The sequence below is a fragment of the Phyllobacterium sp. YR531 genome (assembly GCF_000282595.1).
GTDB lineage: Bacteria > Pseudomonadota > Alphaproteobacteria > Rhizobiales > Rhizobiaceae > Phyllobacterium.
Genome location: NZ_AKIZ01000023.1, coordinates 17,845 through 34,370, shown reverse-complemented (window position 1 = coordinate 34,370; position 16,526 = coordinate 17,845). Strand labels below are relative to the sequence as shown.

The 16,526-nt window shown below is 51.2% G+C and carries 13 protein-coding genes and 2 tRNA genes; 5 read left to right on the top strand and 10 right to left on the bottom strand.

What is annotated here, in order from left to right:
* Nucleotides 1–118 precede the first annotated feature (118 nt).
* The 6 genes from PMI41_RS16285 to PMI41_RS16260 all read right to left on the bottom strand — a co-directional run bounded on the left by PMI41_RS16285 (nt 119) and on the right by PMI41_RS16260 (nt 10,182).
* Complete coding sequence (locus PMI41_RS16285; RefSeq protein ID WP_008126625.1) at nt 119–493, bottom strand: VOC family protein; 375 nt, start codon at nt 491–493, stop codon at nt 119–121.
* Nucleotides 494–571: 78 nt separating this feature from the next.
* Entirely contained in the window at nt 572–2,278 is a 1,707-nt protein-coding gene (locus PMI41_RS16280; protein ID WP_008126624.1) for a calcium-binding protein, read from the bottom strand.
* Nucleotides 2,279–2,523: 245 nt separating this feature from the next.
* Entirely contained in the window at nt 2,524–6,450 is a 3,927-nt protein-coding gene (locus PMI41_RS16275; RefSeq protein ID WP_008126623.1) for a M10 family metallopeptidase C-terminal domain-containing protein, read from the bottom strand.
* A gap of 258 nt (nt 6,451–6,708) precedes the next feature.
* Nucleotides 6,709–8,478: a calcium-binding protein gene (locus PMI41_RS16270; protein WP_008126621.1), complete on the bottom strand. Its 1,770-nt coding sequence runs from the start codon at nt 8,476–8,478 to the stop codon at nt 6,709–6,711.
* 333 nt (nt 8,479–8,811) lie between these two features.
* Entirely contained in the window at nt 8,812–9,672 is an 861-nt protein-coding gene (locus tag PMI41_RS16265; protein WP_008126619.1) for a YrbL family protein, read from the bottom strand.
* A 435-nt stretch (nt 9,673–10,107) separates the two neighbouring features.
* Nucleotides 10,108–10,182: transfer RNA gene (locus PMI41_RS16260), tRNA-Asn, on the bottom strand.
* Nucleotides 10,183–10,401: 219 nt separating this feature from the next.
* Here PMI41_RS16260 and PMI41_RS16255 point away from each other — a divergent pair.
* On the top strand, nt 10,402–10,665 hold the full coding sequence (locus PMI41_RS16255) for a hypothetical protein (RefSeq protein ID WP_008126618.1): 264 nt from the start codon (nt 10,402–10,404) through the stop codon (nt 10,663–10,665).
* A gap of 11 nt (nt 10,666–10,676) precedes the next feature.
* Here the strand turns inward: PMI41_RS16255 and PMI41_RS16250 are convergent, their stop codons facing one another.
* Nucleotides 10,677–11,306 (bottom strand): hypothetical protein, encoded by a 630-nt coding sequence (locus tag PMI41_RS16250; protein ID WP_008126617.1) that lies wholly within the window; start codon nt 11,304–11,306, stop codon nt 10,677–10,679.
* 269 nt (nt 11,307–11,575) lie between these two features.
* On the opposite strand from PMI41_RS16250, the gene PMI41_RS16245 reads away from it, so the two are divergent.
* A tRNA-Cys gene (locus tag PMI41_RS16245) sits at nt 11,576–11,649 on the top strand.
* A gap of 276 nt (nt 11,650–11,925) precedes the next feature.
* On the opposite strand, the gene PMI41_RS16240 is transcribed toward PMI41_RS16245, so the two are convergent.
* Nucleotides 11,926–12,234, bottom strand: a complete 309-nt coding sequence (locus tag PMI41_RS16240) for a DUF2695 domain-containing protein (RefSeq protein ID WP_008126616.1) — start codon at nt 12,232–12,234, stop codon at nt 11,926–11,928.
* A 351-nt stretch (nt 12,235–12,585) separates the two neighbouring features.
* Here PMI41_RS16240 and PMI41_RS16235 point away from each other — a divergent pair, with 351 nt between their 5' ends.
* Entirely contained in the window at nt 12,586–13,068 is a 483-nt protein-coding gene (locus PMI41_RS16235; RefSeq protein WP_008126615.1) for a hypothetical protein, read from the top strand.
* A 20-nt stretch (nt 13,069–13,088) separates the two neighbouring features.
* On the opposite strand, the gene PMI41_RS16230 is transcribed toward PMI41_RS16235, so the two are convergent.
* Nucleotides 13,089–13,283, bottom strand: coding sequence for a hypothetical protein (locus PMI41_RS16230; protein WP_008126613.1), 195 nt, complete (start codon nt 13,281–13,283; stop codon nt 13,089–13,091).
* Nucleotides 13,284–13,596: 313 nt separating this feature from the next.
* Here PMI41_RS16230 and PMI41_RS16225 point away from each other — a divergent pair, with 313 nt between their 5' ends.
* Together PMI41_RS16225 and PMI41_RS16220 are read left to right on the top strand one after the other, a co-directional pair.
* Entirely contained in the window at nt 13,597–14,847 is a 1,251-nt protein-coding gene (locus PMI41_RS16225) for a glycosyltransferase (RefSeq protein WP_008126611.1), read from the top strand.
* Nucleotides 14,840–15,628, top strand: coding sequence for an APH(3') family aminoglycoside O-phosphotransferase (locus PMI41_RS16220; RefSeq protein WP_008126610.1), 789 nt, complete (start codon nt 14,840–14,842; stop codon nt 15,626–15,628). The genes PMI41_RS16225 and PMI41_RS16220 overlap by 8 nt, the downstream gene beginning before the upstream one ends.
* Here PMI41_RS16220 and PMI41_RS16215 read toward each other — a convergent pair.
* On the bottom strand, nt 15,625–16,176 hold the full coding sequence (locus PMI41_RS16215) for a GGDEF domain-containing protein (protein ID WP_052025920.1): 552 nt from the start codon (nt 16,174–16,176) through the stop codon (nt 15,625–15,627). The genes PMI41_RS16220 and PMI41_RS16215 overlap by 4 nt on opposite strands.
* Nucleotides 16,177–16,526: the final 350 nt, after the last annotated feature.

The window sequence follows — 16,526 nt, the reverse complement described above, 5'->3', positions numbered from 1 at the left end:
AACTTAAAGTAGTTGTGCCATAGCTATATTGCTCTTTTTGTTTCAGCAATTGAATAAACGGATGCAGCGTAAAAAGATATTTGGAATCTAGTCGGATTGGCCCGCGCCAGGCGAGAATTTATGCCTCAGGCTTATGGCAAACCATTTCAATGTTGTGACCATCCGGATCAATGACGAAAGCTGCATAGTAATGCGCGTGATAGCGCGGGCGCAGACCAGGTGCGCCATTATCCTTGCCGCCTGCCGCCAATGCCGCGTGATAGAATGCATCAACCTGCTGGCGACTTTTCGCCTTGAATGCCAGGTGAAGGTGAGCGGGCTTCTCCTCCGTCTCGTACAAGCACAGTGAAGCTTCATCCTGTGAGCTAAGCTCAACACCGTATGTGGGCGATCCTTCCGAGATAACAGTTGCGCCAATTGGCTCGAGTGCCTTCAGGTAAAACGCTTTGCTGGCTGCATAATCGCTTACACCGAATTTGACGTGATCAAACATAGGAGCATTCCTGTTGTGGGTAGTGCTCGATCTACACCGCCCCGCCTTTTCGGGCAGGGCGGTGTATTCTTGGTGGCTTTAGATCACCAGGAAATCGGCGTTCGTCAAGGCAAGACCTTTGCCTATGCTTGCAAATTGCACTGCCGCACCTGAACCCGATCCATCGGCGTCATAATATAGCGCGCCGGTGGTTGAGTTGTAGATGATACGGTCTGCTGCATCGGTTGCGCCGGCTCCGATGTGGAAGGCACCGGCTGCAAGAGTTCCATTGGCACCGAGTGCCGTGAACACGGCATTTTCCATCCAGATCGTATCGGACGGAACATTGAAATCCGTGATCGTATCGCGGTTGGTACTGCCGTTTGCCGCCGTGTTGAACACAAAGGCATCATTGCCTGCGCCGCCGGTCAACGTATCATTACCGGCACCGCCGCTGAGGATATTGGCAGCGGAATTGCCGACAAGGTAGTTGTTCAGGGCGTTACCTGTCGCATTGATGCTGGCCGAGCCGGTGAGCAGAATATTCTCGATATGCTGTCCGCCAGCTGCAAAGGAGATGGAACTGGAAACAATATCGATGCCAGCCGTATTGCCTTCGATCACCCGGTCGCCAACATTATCGACATAGTACCTGTCGCCACCGGCACCGCCAGCCATGATATCCGCACCCGCTCCGCCGTCGAGAGCATTGTTGCCCGCGTTTCCGGTCAAAGTGTTGGCGAGCGCATTACCGCTGGCATTGATGTTGCCTGATCCTGTCAAAGTGACATTTTCAATGAACTGACCGAAGGTTGCAAAATTGATTGAGCTGTAGACGGTATCAATACCAGCGACGTTTCCTTCAAGCACGCGATCACTCGCATGGTCGACGTAATATGTGTCTGATCCGGCCCCGCCAATCATCGTATCCGCGCCAGCACCACCATTGATGATGTTGTTGCCAGTGTTGCCGGTCAGCGTGTTGTTGAGAGCGTTGCCCGAGACATTCACATTGCCTGTTCCAAGCAATTGGGCATTTTCGATATTGCCCTGAAATTGAGCCTGATTGGAAAGGTAGAAGCTGTAGTACGATTTTACAGTATCTATTCCGTCGGCAGACGAGCTTTCAACAATAACATCGCCGGCATTGTCGAAGATGTAGGTATCGTTGCCCTTTCCGCCATACATCTTGTCTGCACCAGTGCCGCCATCGAGGTAATCGTTACCAAAGCCACCATCAAGCACGTCTTGACCTGTGCCACCAAGAAGCGTGTCGTTGCCATCCCAGCCGTCGATAAAGTCATCTCCAGCATCGCCGCTCAACGTGTCGTTGTAATCGTCGCCATCAATATTGTCGTTGCCGTCACCGCCATAGGCAATATTGTCAGAGTCGTCGCTGATGAAAATATCACCGCTGCCAACATAGATATAATCATCGCCAGCGCCGCCATAGATGGTATCTTTGCCATCGCCGCCGTAGAGCCAGTCGTTACCGATACCGCCGTTGAGGATGTCATTGCCGCTGCCGCCATAAAGGTAATCATTGCCGGCATCACCATTCAACGTGTCGTTTCCGTCATCGCCGTGGAGTTCGTCATTTCCACCGCCGCCGCTGATCTTGTCGTTGCCTCCCATCCCGTAAACTTCGTTTTCAAGATTGTTGCCATTATACGTGTCGTCGGCATCGGTTAGATTTATGATGTCCAATGCAAGTGCTGCTCCAGTCACCGCAAAGTTATCGCCATTGTCTATGCCAGCAGCATCTGAAAGGTTTATCAGGTTGTTTGTAAGTGTTGTTCTAGCCACTTTTCTACCTTGTATTGCTCGTGTTTCGTGAACCTGCCCAGCCGTACGGCTGATCAGGCAAATTAGACCACACCAGCATTATGCAACCGCGAACGAAATTGCCACTAGCTCACATGAGTGCATTGAATTGAGAATTTGGGGTTTTTAGAGCGCAGTTTGCGCGTCGAAATTATCGTCGTATTCAAGAATAACCCCGGTATTCGGAGGAATACCGGGGTTAGGGGGCCTGAAATTCTGATTGAGGATTAAATCACCACGAAATCAGCATTCGTCAGAGCGAGACCCTTTGTCAGTGTTGCGAATTGCAAGGCACTGCCTGCAGCCGTACCATCAGCATCGTAGAACAAGCCACCGGTTGATGAATTGTAGAAAATCCGGTCGCTCGCATCTGCTGCAGATGCCCCGATATGGAACGCAGCTGCCGTCAATGTGCCCAATGCACCGAATGCACTGAAGACAGAATCGTCTAACCAGATTGTATCTGTCGGAGCATCAAAGTCGGTGATCGTATCGCGGTTGGTGCTGCCGAGAGCTGTGTTGAAGACAAAGGCATCTTTTCCGGCACCACCGGTGAGTGTATCACTGCCAGCGCCGCCGCTGATGATATTTGCCCCTGAATTGCCGACAAGATAGTTGTTCAACGCGTTGCCGGTTGCATTGATGCTGGCCGAGCCGGTGAGAAGAATACTCTCAATATGCTGACCGCCAGCGGCAAAAGACACAGAGCTTGAGACAACATCGATACCGGCAACATTACCCTCGACCACACGGTCTCCAGCATTGTCGATATAGTACTTATCGGACCCGGCACCACCTGATAGCAGGTCGGCACCAGCTCCACCGTCGAGCGTGTTATTTCCGCTGTTACCGACAAGCGTATTGGCAAGTGCGTTACCCGTCGCGTTGATATTTGCGGAGCCAGTCAAGGTGACATTCTCGACGTATTGGGCACCGGTTGCAAAAGTGACAGAGCTGAGAACCGTATCGACGCCCGCAACATTGCCTTCAATGACACGATCGCCAGCATTATCCACATGATATGTGTCGTTGCCCGCAAATCCCGTCATTGTATCGGCGCCGGTGCCGCCATCCAGTATGTCATCACCCGCTACACCAATATTGGGCTGGCCGGGAGCTGGTGCTACAGAAACATTCAGCTTGTAGCCATCACCCGATGTGAGAGCAGTGCCCCTGCTGTCATAGTCTCCAACGCGGATATAATAGTCGCCATCCTGCGTGACCGTGTATTTCAGGCCCGAATCCGTTGTGTTGTTTGATCCGGAATCGCCGCCAGCATCGTCATTGCTCAGAAGAACGAGCCCTGCAGCGCCATTATCCTGCAAAATACTGATGTAACTGTCGAAGCCTGTCGTATGGTCAATGTCGAGTGTAATGGTCGATCCGGCTTTTACAGTCACCTTATAGAAGCCAGCACCACCATTACTTGTGGCAGTAATCGTGGTGTGGGCAACCGTGGTGGCGTTTGAGATGTCGGCATCTGCTGCCAGAGAAAAATTATCGGTAACGACAAAAGCGGCAGCTATCGAGTTATTCACGGAATTGCCGGGGAGGGTAGTGTAGCCAGTACCCATTCCGACGCCGGAAACAGGAGCGGGCACGTAATCGCCTTCCAATATGTCATCGCCGCCGCCACCCAGCAATGTATCATTGCCGCCCTGGCCGGTAAGCTTGTTTGCTCCGGCATCGCCGGTCAGCTGATCGTTGAATCCCGAGCCAGCAAGGTTTTCGATTGATACAAACGTATCTTCGCTCAAATTTGCAGCCAGATTGATCGTAACGCCCTGGGTGCTTTGATAGTAAGTTGCGGTATCGCTACCTTCACCACCATCGAGGTAGTCCTTGCCCGCACCGCCACTCAGCGTGTCGTTGCCTGCACCGCCAACGAGCCTGTTTGCAGCAGCATCTCCTGTAAGACTGTCGTCAAAGGAAGAACCTGTCAGGTTTTCAATCGAAACCAGAACGTCGCCACGGACACCGGTTACCGTATTGCCTTCGGCGTCACCACCGCTGGCTGTGCCTAGTCCAAGATCAATGGAAACGCCCTTCGTGCTTCCGGAATAAACAGCCGTGTCAACACCGGTTCCGCCGTCAAGATAGTCAAACCCGGCGCCACCAATGAGTGTGTCATTGCCAGCTTCGCCGTAAAGAACGTCACCGTCGCGAGCACCATCGAGGATATCATTGCCGCCGCCGCCATTGAAAAAGTCGCCGCCGCCAAGTCCCTGGAAATGATTGTCATCATCGGTGCCGATAAACCGATCGATACGATCATCCGAGCCGATAAGGTTTTCAATGCTGTAGAACTTGTCGCCCGTTGCCGTGCCACCATTTGCTTCGTTGGTTGCAAGATTGACGAGAAGCTGGAAGGGGCTTTCATGGCTGAAATCAACGGTATCAGAACCATTGCCACCGCGGAAAATATCAGCGCCTGCCTGACCTCTGAGGATGTCATCGCCATCGCCGCCGTCGAGCAGATCGTTTCCGGCACCGCCTTCAATTATATCGTTGCCGCCTTCACCGTATAGAAGGTCATCTCCATCCAGGCTTTCAACACCTGGCTGGTTTGGCAGCACATTGTTTTTATCCCGGCTGGCAAGCAGGTCCAAACCGCCGGCAATAATGTCATTGCCATCACCACCATGAAGCTCATTGGAGCCATCGCTACCCAACAGATTGTCGTTGAACGCAGAGCCCAATACTCGTTCTACGGAAACAAAGGTCCCGTTGGTTGTGGTGCTGTAGTCAACAGTAACCCCGGCTGTGGCACCGGAATAATCAGCCGTATCAAGGCCGTCCCCACCGTCAAAATAGTCTGCGCCGCCGCCGCCAACCAGAGTATCATTGCCCCCACCACCAAACAGGCGGTTGACTGCGGTATCGCCGGTCAATCGATCAGCGAAAGCAGATCCGATAAGATTTTCGATGGATTTTAATGTGTCTCCTTGAGCATCGCCGCCCAAGGTAACACCGGTCTTCAGGTCAATTGTTACCGCACTGGCGCTCGTGGAATAATCGGCGGTATCATTGCCTGTGCCACCGTCAATATAGTCGGCGGCAGCGCCGCCGGTCAGCTTGTTATTACCTGTATTGCCGATGATAATATCTTCGAAAGCGCTACCGACACCATTTTCAATGATGTATTGCGAGCCATCCGCATTGTGCCCTTCGTAAATGAAGACGTTGAACTTATGGCCGTTTACATCGGACCAGCGACCAGCACGCAGATCAAGAATAGTGCCGGAAATTGAGCCCGAGAAGTCGATAGTGTCGTTGCCCCCGGTATCATGGATAGCAAAACCGATATCGCGTGTCAGGCCATCCTTGGTGATCTGGTATCCATTTTTGGTTGACCCGAAACCATAAACATCATCGCCGGTGTTGAGTTGGATATCCTGATAGGTTCTGACGCCATCAGTTTCGGTCGAGAAGAATCGGCGAATCACGGCTTCAATATCTGCAGCCAACGGCGTCGTGGCTGACCAACGCGTTGTATTACCAACGTCAATGCCATTGAAATAAGACATGACACTATAGCGCTGCTGATCGAAAACCCAGGTCGCATCATCGACATAATCGATCTGATCACCGCCCGGGCCGCTATAATTGTAATAGCCCGGATGATTCAGGCCGAACTCATGCCCGAACTCATGGATAAACGTGTTGAATATGTAGCCGCCAGGGGTGGTGATATTTTCCGTGTCGTGGAATCGCTGCCCTACACTGACCAGCCGTCCTTGAGAAAATGCGCTGCCATCATTGGTTTCACCGACTTCCGGGCTGATCACCTTGATCCATTCGCCGGTTGTCACGAACTCGAATTTAAGTGGTGTGACTGCTGACCACTGTTCCAGCGCCTGCTGTGCGGAGAGCTTATATTCAGGGTGATCGTTCAGTTCCTCCAGATTGATCTTGATGGGATTGGCAGCCATCTCGGGGGTGAGCTGACGCGACAATGTACCGAGTCGGTCGAGAAATGCCTCATAGTCAGTGCTTTTGCCGAAGGGATTGTCCGGCGTTTGATCAATATTCGATGGATCGGGATAAGTGACTGCTCCTAACGGAACAGCTGTTGCAGCGGGCGCTCCACCATTGGAGGCAATGTTTTCGGCGCGGAAAGCTGGTTCTTCAACGGCTAGGCAAGCGATGCACATGCAATTCCCCATTCTTTGTTTACAACTTTAAGTTTCTTCAACGTGTGAAAAAAGAAAAGCCCTGTCAACGAACAAAGGTTGGTTTTACATATATTTAGAAATTAGGCGTTGTGGATGACGTGTGAGAGGTGGCCGCTATAACAGAAAGCGGGCGTACTACGAACGCAATCGGAGATGGTCTGGAGATCGCAATCCACTGGCTAAAATGTAAAGGCCCCGGCGTCTCGCGACGCCGGGGCTTTGTTTGTTCAAGCTTGCTCAGACTATCAGGAAATCTGCGTTTGTGAGTGCAAGCCCCTTGGTCAGGCTTGCAAACTGTATCGCTGAACCCGATCCCGAACCATCGGCATCATAATAGAGACCGCCAGTTGTCGAGTTGTAGATGATGCGATCGGCTGCGTCGGTCGCACCTGCTCCGATGTGGAAGGCGGCTGCAGCCAAAGCCCCCGGCGCACCTAGCGCCGTGAACACTGCGTTTTCCATCCAGACCGTGTCAGCTGGTACATTGAAATCAGTGATGGTGTCACGGTTGGTGCTGCCGTTTGGCGCGGTATTGAAGAAAAACGCATCCCGGCCTTCGCCCCCGGTCAGTGTGTCGTTTCCGAGTCCACCACTAAGGATATTGGCGGCGGTATTGCCTACAAGATAGTTGTTCAAGGCATTACCGGTGGCATTGATGCTGGCCGAGCCTGTCAGAACGATGTTCTCGATAAACTGAGCACCAGCGGAAAAGGAAACTGAACTCGAAACAACATCAATGCCAGCAACATTTCCCTCAATGATTCTGTCACCAGCATTATCGACGTAGTATTTGTCGTTGCCAGCGCCACCAGCCATAATATCGGCTCCAGCTCCGCCATCCAGAGCATTGTTTCCGCTGTTGCCTGTCAGCGAATTGGCCAGTGCATTGCCGCTCGCATTGATATTGCCAGAGCCGGTGAGCACAATATTTTCGATATGCTGCCCACCCGCAGCGAAAGATACAGAGCTTTGGACCGTATCAATGCCTGCGACATTACCCTCGATGACCCGATCACCAATATTGTCGACAACGTAACGGTCGCTACCCACACCGCCGGACAGTATGTCAGCGCCAGCACCACCATTCAGCAGATCGTCACCACCATTGCCTGTCAAAATGTTTGCTGCGGCATTTCCAACAAGAACATTGGCGAGGTTATTGCCAGTTGCGTTGATTGAAGCAGTGCCGATAAGTGTTAGATTTTCCACATTCCCGGAGAGTTGCGAGCCGGTAAGCAGGCTGAAGGAGATACTCGAGTTCACGGTATCTACGCCGGAAGCATTATCGGTAACTTCATTGACAATATCGCCGGCATTATCGACAAAATAGGTGTCGTTGCCCGCTCCGCCATACATGCGGTCAGCGCCGGTGCCACCATCGAGCACGTCGTTACCGCTAAGGCCTATAAGGTCGTCATTGCCATCGCGGCCGGACAGCGAATTATTCTCGACTGTGCCGAAAATCGTATCGCTGAACTTCGTACCGATGGCATTTTCGATGCCGACAAGTTTTTCACGCCTGTTTTCGCCTGTGTCGGCAAATTCCCTATCCAGATCAATAGTGACGCCTTTTGTATCGACACTGTCACGAAGCGCATAGCTGATAGTGTCTATTCCCGACCCTCCATCGAAAATGTTCTCCCAACCTTCCGAATTGAAGGTGTCATTGCCGCCCTCGCCATAATACTCACTGTGGCGGGTAGAGATGTCGAACCTGTCATTTCCATCACCGGCCTTGACAACGTCAAAAGGGTCGCCACTGAACGCGAAACCCTCGCCGATATAAACATCGTCGCCGCTGCCAAGATCAACGTCGTTGCCGCCTTCGTAGCGGTTTTCTACCCGATCATTTCCTGATCCGGCATAGACGGTGTTGAATCCTCCGTTATCATCGGAAAGATCGAGAATGATTTCGTCATTGCCGCCCAATGCCTCGACCGTTACTTCCGATTCAGAACCCTGAACAAACCTGTCATCACCATTTGTACCGACATATGTTTCGCCCATGTTTTCTCTCCTGTGAGGATTTTCAAGCTCTGTGTTGTTTCAACAAAAACAACGCGTGTGGTTGGTCAGGGTCATGGAACTGCATGGCAACTTTGTGACCTAATGCAACTTATTAGCGAGTGTATTTGCGGACGGTGGCACTTCTGGAGCGTATCCAAAGCGCTCAAGACCAATGAAATGCCTCGTTTTGAGTTGAAAACGTCTCTTGATGGAGAACGCAAAAAAATGTCGGTCGAATGTGCCTGGCGTCGACACATCAAGAGAACAGGGCGATTTGCTACGCTCACTGAGGGTTTTTCCGGACAGGAAATGTCAAGGCAGCAAGAAAGGCCTTTAAGGCTTAACCTGCTCGAGAACTTCTGTCGCGTTGAGATCGTCCTGATCCGAACCAAGCCAGGTGCCCACGGAGAAATACATCAGCCCGCAGATCAGAATCAAACTGCCATAGGCCAAGGATTTCTTTAGTGAGTATTCCAACAGGGCTCGCGGTCGCGGGAATATTGCCCAAGCTGTCTTTGGCGCAGTTTGCACCTGATAAACGCCCAATTGCCTGTGAAGCCGTATCGCAATTCGGTCGAGCTTCCGCTCATTGAGGCGCTTGCTCCATCGATGGATGGGCACGAAAGATTTTTCGCCAAAGCCGTCAATACAAACACATTCAGGCCGACCTGTGCGGGTCTCCGTATAGACGATATTCTTTATGTGGATGTCGGAAAATACGATCCCCAATGAATAACAATGATCGAGAAAATCCTCGAGAGCATAAAGATGCTCGGGTCTCAGTTTTCCGCTACGCTTGAGCTCATGATACGTCGGAGCAAGTTCGCCCTGACCTGTGCTGATCTTTTCCGTGACCAGACCAATGCCTTCATTGGTGTGAATGACCCCGAACAAATGGACGATAGGCAATCCGGGATGCTTGTACCTGCTGGCGTATTGTTTACGGCACTGTATGAGGTATTCGGTAATTTCGCGGACAAATATCTTGTAGCATCCCTCCGGACGCATATTTTTCAACTGACTGTCAGTCGTGCGAAAACCTAGCCTGTTAACGATCTCTGGGCGAATGGTTTTGACCAGTTTGTCCGGCAACTCGGGATGCTCATAAACGTTTCTCATATTGCCACGCGCAATCGGCTCTTGACGGGAAACATCAAGGCAATCATCACGCAGTTTAGGAGAAACATTGATCAACGTATTGTTCCAGCACTTGCAAAGCCAAATACAAAGCGTTTGCAATTTCGATTTCTTATTTCGAGCACCATATCTGAATCGGGCTCATTTTGCCATCGTATTGCTGGAGTCCGAGGGCTAAGACGTCCGAACTGTAGCAAATTTATTACGCTACATCTTGAGCTTAGACGTTAGCAGGCTAGTCGTGCAGCCTCGCAGGGGCTGACGTGGATTGTTGCGTTTCATAAACTGACGGGGCAGAATTTCGTTGAACCCTGCTGGAAATATTTAGCAACAGGCGCGACGACCGACACTTGGGAGGAATGGGCTCATTTTCACCAAGGTATAGAGAGACTGTCTCGTCATCTTGATGTCCATAACAATAGTAAATGAAGGGATGAGCGGTTTCAGAAAAGCAAAAGGCTCAGCGATTTCTCGCTAAGCCTTTGAAGTGACTGGCTCCCCGGGCCGGATTCGAACCAGCGACCAACCGGTTAACAGCCGGTTGCTCTACCACTGAGCTACCGGGGAATAGCTTTTCAGTCATCAGCGAGGTGGCCTATAGCAAAAGGGTTTCGCTTTTGCAAAGGACCATTTCACTTTTTTTCACTTAATGTGCACAACAAAACGCTGGCAGAGGCGAAAACACTTCCTACATCAGGGCTATCCCGTTCAATCAACGTAGAAAGAATTTGAGTGTCTGGCGGACCAAAACAGACTGACAACCCTGGTGAGCAAGAGGAAATACCTTTGAGGCGGCGGCATATCCGCATTCTGGGGCGGCACATACCTGTTCCTCAATCGGTGGCAATGCGTCGCACGCTTGGTGGCGGACTGGTTGCTGGCGGAATACTTGGTTTTCTGCCGGTATTGGGCTTCTGGATGGTGCCGCTGGGCCTTGTTGTGCTGTCACAGGATTCGGCGATTGTGCGTCGCAAGCGCCGCCAGCTGGAGGTCAAGATTCTCCGTCGCTGGAAAGCCAGCCGGTTTGGAACAGACAAGGGTAAAGGCTAACCCGCTTTCACCTATTGTTGCGGGCAAATTTGCGACAAGTGATCGAGACCCTCAGCCATATGTTCGAATTGTGCCGGATTCTTCGGATTTTGCTGATCGATTCGTATGACATAAAGGCTGTCAAAATCACTGCCGCGCCATTTGGGAACGGTATCAGGATCACCGCCATGGCTTCGAACGAGGTTTTTGGCCAGCTTGCGCGCCTGCTTATGCTCCCATGCGACGACAATGGTTGCACTCCTGTTTTCCGGTCGCTCCAGAGCTGCCTGCAGGCCGGTGATATCTTTCAACCCAAATGAAGTATCAACAGGAAGCCCGAAGCGGATGGCGGTTGGCTCGATCGTGGCGAGAGGGCGTATATAATTATAGAACGCGCCTTCGTCTTCTTTCTGCTCGGCAGGATCTGGTGCAAATATCCTGTCGGGTTTCCCAAACTTGCTGGCAATAATAGCGGGCAGGGCGAGGGACCTGTTCAATCCCTGACAATCGAGCTGGCCAAGGCCGCCTTCAGGCTTTTCGCCATGACGTAGAATCACAATCGTCTCCACCGGCGGTTTGAGACCTTGAGCCATGGCTTGAGCGGGCAACATTAAAACTGCAATTGCGGTGGCCACTGCATATTTTCTTGAGATAGATTGCATTGCGTTGTCCTTTGTTGAAACGCTATCGTTCCAACCATAAGAACTCCAGTTAATTGCCTGTAATGAACGAATGCTGGCAACGAAGCGTCGTCCGGTGCGTGATGATTTCAATTTGTTAAGCAGAATATCGCGCAGCTGTGTAAGCTTCATTTTAGCTGTTGCGGCACAAATCAAAAACGGTTATTCGGAATGCCGCAAGTGACCGCAATATCGATATTCGGTGCGGAACTTGGACAAGTAGTTAATTTCATTAGCTATTTTGCAGTTGAGGCCTCGTGGCGGAGTGGTTACGCAGAGGACTGCAAATCCTTGCACCCCGGTTCGATTCCGGGCGAGGCCTCCAGCACATAATCATCCAGTTACAATTATCTGTTTTTGTTGGCATTTAATTCAGGCGTGGCAGTCTGCGCCTCTACATCACCTTCAGGGTGTAGCAATTCGTTTCCGATTCCTCTCCAATCAAACTTGGAAACCGTCAGCATCATGATGCTGCGCGTGCACGAAAGAGGCGATCGCATTCATCTTGCCAATCTGGCGGTTATGATAGTTACTGCTATGAACGGTAAATCTTCCATGAGTCGGTTAACTACTTTTGTCGCATGCCAATTCCGAAGTGTTGTCAGGAACGTCTGCGATAATGATCCCAATGATCGGATGTATTACCGATAACTTCGCAATCACAAAAGCCGCCATTAGCTTTGCACCATTCAAGCAGCGCGTCCGCCTTTGCTAATGGCAGCTCCATATTGGCTATTACGCTTTCCGAGTTGCGTAAATCATGCGAACAGCCAGCTTCGAATAGCAGTTTGTCCAATTCAGAGAAAAACCTTTCCAGTTGCGCATCTTCAAGTGGAAACTCCTTGACTGCCTTCTCTGCTTCTTGGGCCTTCCAATTTTTAAGAAGAGCCTTTTTTGCAGCTTTGTCCATTATAGCCCCTCCGGTACGTCCATCCCTGTTATACTTGCCGCAGCACTCGTTCTGTCAGGGTCGCATTTCCCCTTCTCGACCAACCTAAATCAAGCAGAAATATCGATTTTGCAATTTTGCGCTTTGAGATTGCAAAGAACCATCTTTATCCAGAACGGTCTGGGCCAACTTTATCGTCAAGAAAGTAAGCTGACTTCCAGCCATGGGTTCCGTGCGTTTCCCCCGCACGGTGGGCAATCTGCAAATCCCGAAAATATTGAGTGTTTCCGGTGTTGAGCTAGTACATTGCTCGCCATTGCCAGATGCGCTGGCCATTGCGCAAATTCTCTGCCTCGTATCTGGAGAGAGGTAATGAACTATCCCGACCCGCAATTTATCATTGATGCACTCGATGAAACACACATAAGCTCACGTGGCGCGCATCTGTTTGAGGTGTTCAATTTAAAAGAGAAAGACCTGCGTCCAGACCCGATGTCCCAACAGGGGCGGCGAATCTATGAAGACAAAACTCGTGGATTTCAGCTGGAATACGAGGATGAGGGGCGACGCAAAAAGATCGTTGATCATGAGATAGGCAAAGGACCGTGGGTGCTCGATCAGTTCTTTCTACGGTCAGGAATAAGTGGCGGAAATCCTTATCCCGGTGTGCTGCCCTACGGGATAAAGTTTGAGATGAACAGAACTGAGCTTGGGGCTTTGCTGGGCCCACCTGTTTCAAGTAATCAACGCGTAGAGATTTGGTCGAGAGCGCCGATCAGGCTACTCTTAAATTATGAGCCGAAGAGTGGCGCAATCAAATCAGTGGGAATGCAATTGCTTGAGAGCAAAATCTGAGTACTGCCACTGACCAACACTTAATGAGGTGAGCTTGCAAGCAGGAGTTGCGTCAGTTCCGCTTGCAGTTGTTCAGCCGTATTCTTGTTGACCGCTAAAACTATATCTCCATCGACGGTTTGCATCACTATGACACCAAGCAAAGGATCGTCGTTGAACTTCATAATTTCCGAGCACAATAATCGGTTTAGTCCGCTGTCTTTCTTCTTCGGCATTCAATCCTCCCATGGGGGAGGTCATACACGCTCTTGGTTCGTTGGATAACGACCTGAAATGCAACTCTGCTATGCACTTATAGCGTGTGGCCAGTTAGGCGATTGAATTGCCGGGAGGTTTAGCTGCGTAAATGAACAGGGTTTCAACTCTACAACCGTAGGCTGTATTCACATCTAACGCGGAAAGAAGGGAATGCAGGAAAGCTCGCTTCCCACACTAGATATATAGAGCACAAGGGACTTGCTTCAAGACCTGGCACTCCCCTTATAAACGCAGCCCTAAAACCAGAATCGCGGCAAAGGGAGTAGCGAAATGCGTGTGTTGTTATCAACTTATGGTTCTCGAGGGGATGTTGAACCTATGGCTGGGCTTGCCGTAGCGTTACAGGCGCTTGGTGCAGAAGCGCGCGTGTGCGCGCCGGCGGATGTCGAGTTTGAAAATCTGCTTGCACGCGCCGGCGTATCGCTCGCGCCTGCCTTTTCGCCGGTACGCGAGTGGGCAATGAAGGCCATGGCTAACCGAGAGAAAATGGACTTTCCCAAGCGCGCAGCTGAGATAATCTCTGCGCAATATGAAGCGATTTCCTCTGCAGCCATAGGGTGCGATCTGATAGTGGCGACAGGATTGTTTCCGTCTACTGCTGCGGCCAAGTGCGTTTCGGAAAAACTCGGTATACCCTACATATATGCTGCCTATTGCCCCTATTTTGTACCATCGACACATCACCGGCCGCACGAATATCCCGGCAAGCTGCACCCGCAGGGCGTTACTGACAATCGGGTGCTTTGGGAACTGGATATTCAGAACATGAATGCGTTGTTCGGTGGAGCATTCAATAATCATCGCGCCATGATCGGATTGCCGGCTGTCGAGAATGTTCGGGATTACATTTTTACAGATCATCCCTTGCTGGCGTCTGATCCGGTTCTTGGTCCGTGGAAACCGACAGACCTTCGCGACGTTACGCAAACGGGTGCGTGGATACTTCCCGATTCGCGGCTGCTTCCTGACGATTTGACAGCATTTCTTCAGGCTGGTCCAAAGCCCATATATGTCGGCTTTGGCAGCATGCCGATGCATGCCTCGAAAGATGCTGCGAACGTGGCCATTGATGCCGTCCGCTCTATGGGGCGACGTATGCTCCTGTCCCGAGGCTGGGCCGATCTGGCACTGACAGATGACGGAGATGACTTTTTTATTATAGGCGATATCAATCAGCAGGCATTGTTTGGTCGGGTTGCCGCAGTGGTTCACCATGGCGGAGCCGGCACCACAACAACTGCCGCGCGATCGGGTACGCCTCAGGTGGTTGTACCTCAAATAGCAGACCAGCCCTATTGGGCAGCGCGTGTAGCTGACTTGGGCATTGGTGTTGCTCATGACGGCCCCATACCCAGCGTCGCGTCGCTTGCTGGAGCTTTGGAGATCGCTTTGACAACTGAAACGCGCGAGCGGGCAATGGCCGTTGCTCAAAAGATACGAGGTGATGGCGCAATGGTAGCGGCGAAACTACTGCTGGAATCAGTGAGCACAGAAAACCGGGGTCTGCGTGATCATGCCTGAATCACCTGAACATGATGCGCATATACCGCCTGATTGGCGAGGCCGATTGGCACATTATGGATGGACGGCGCAAACCATTGGTGAATCCGGCGCGCTGGTGTTTCGTCTTGAGGCATCAGGATTGCCGACGCTGTTCGTAAAAAGCGAGATTGCCGGGGAGTTCGGAGAACTGCCGGATGAGATATCGCGGTTGAGATGGCTTGCGGGGCAGGGAATAGCTGCCCCGAAAGTTTTGGATCAGACTGAAGATAATGGGCGTATCTGGTTGCTGATGAGTGCGTTGCCGGGTCGCGATCTGGCATCTGACAAGGAAATTCCTGCCGAGAATATCGTAAGGATTGCCGCGCAATCCCTCAAAGACCTGCACAGTCTTGATATAGCCCATTGTCCTTTCAACCACACTCTGAGCAATCGGATACCCGTTGCGCATGCACGAATGATCGCCAATCAGGTGGACGAATCCGATTTTGATGAGGTTGGGCCCACAGCAGCTGAACTGTTCGAGCGGCTTTTGAAACTACGGTCGGATGGCGAGGATCTCGTAGTTACGCATGGCGATGCGTGTCTGCCAAATATTCTGAGCGATGGATCGGTTTTTACCGGTTTTGTGGATTGCGCACGTCTTGGCATTGCTGATCGATATCAGGATCTGGCTTTGGCAAGCAGGAGCATCGAGCACAATCTGGGTGTCGAATGGGTCGAGCCGTTCTTCAGATCATATGGAGTCGATATGGACTCTTCCCGTGTGGAATACTACCGGCTACTTGATGAATTCTTCTAACTTGAGCGTCGCTCTGAATATCGCCGATAGATGCCTTTGCCGGCCTTTTTAGCAATATAAAGTGCTGCATCACCGCACCAAAGCAGGCTTTCGGGTGTATCGCCATCGCGCGGCGCAAGGGCCGCTCCAATAGTTACCGTGATGGCAGCTGAATCCGCATTGGCCAGATCATAGGGTTGGGAAACGCTACCGATAATACGGTCTGCCACGTTTGCAACTTCATTGGCTGTAACCTGTAGCAGGACAACTGCAAATTCATCACCGTCGATGCGGTAAACAACATCGTTCTTGCGCATGCAGGTTTGAAGCCGATCAGCTACGAGTTTGAGTACAAGATCACCCTCGGCGCGACCATATTTTTCATTAAACTGCCTGAAACCGTCCAGATCAATGCAAAGAATCGCAAATTGCAGCCGGTCATCAAAGTCACTATCGGCATAAGAGCCGAACAGACTATCCAGATGTTCTTCCAGTGCAGCGCGGTCGGCGAGGCCCGTAAGCTCGTCCTGGCTGACAGGAAATTCACCAAATCCCTTGCTTTCAATCATTCGCCTAAAGTTCCCATCGTTCACTTGAACGACTCCATTTTTGCTGTGTCTAGAATGACAGGTGCTGACATTGGATACAATACAGGAAAATTCATAGGGTTAAGAGGTTTTTATCACAAGCCCAAAGTATTCGATATCAGAAAGTCAGTAATAGAGTCCGGATTCATTAATATGGTCGCAATGAGATGCCGAAAATGGCAAGAAGATGCGCGCAAAGGTGCCTGACCAAAGGAAAACCTCATACCATCGTGCCGGATTAAAGAACCCGGACCCTGTTGTTTTTGCCGCGCAGCGATGAATTGACGTCCAGCACATTTTTTGACACATCCCCCTTGCGGGTTGGCTTGCCG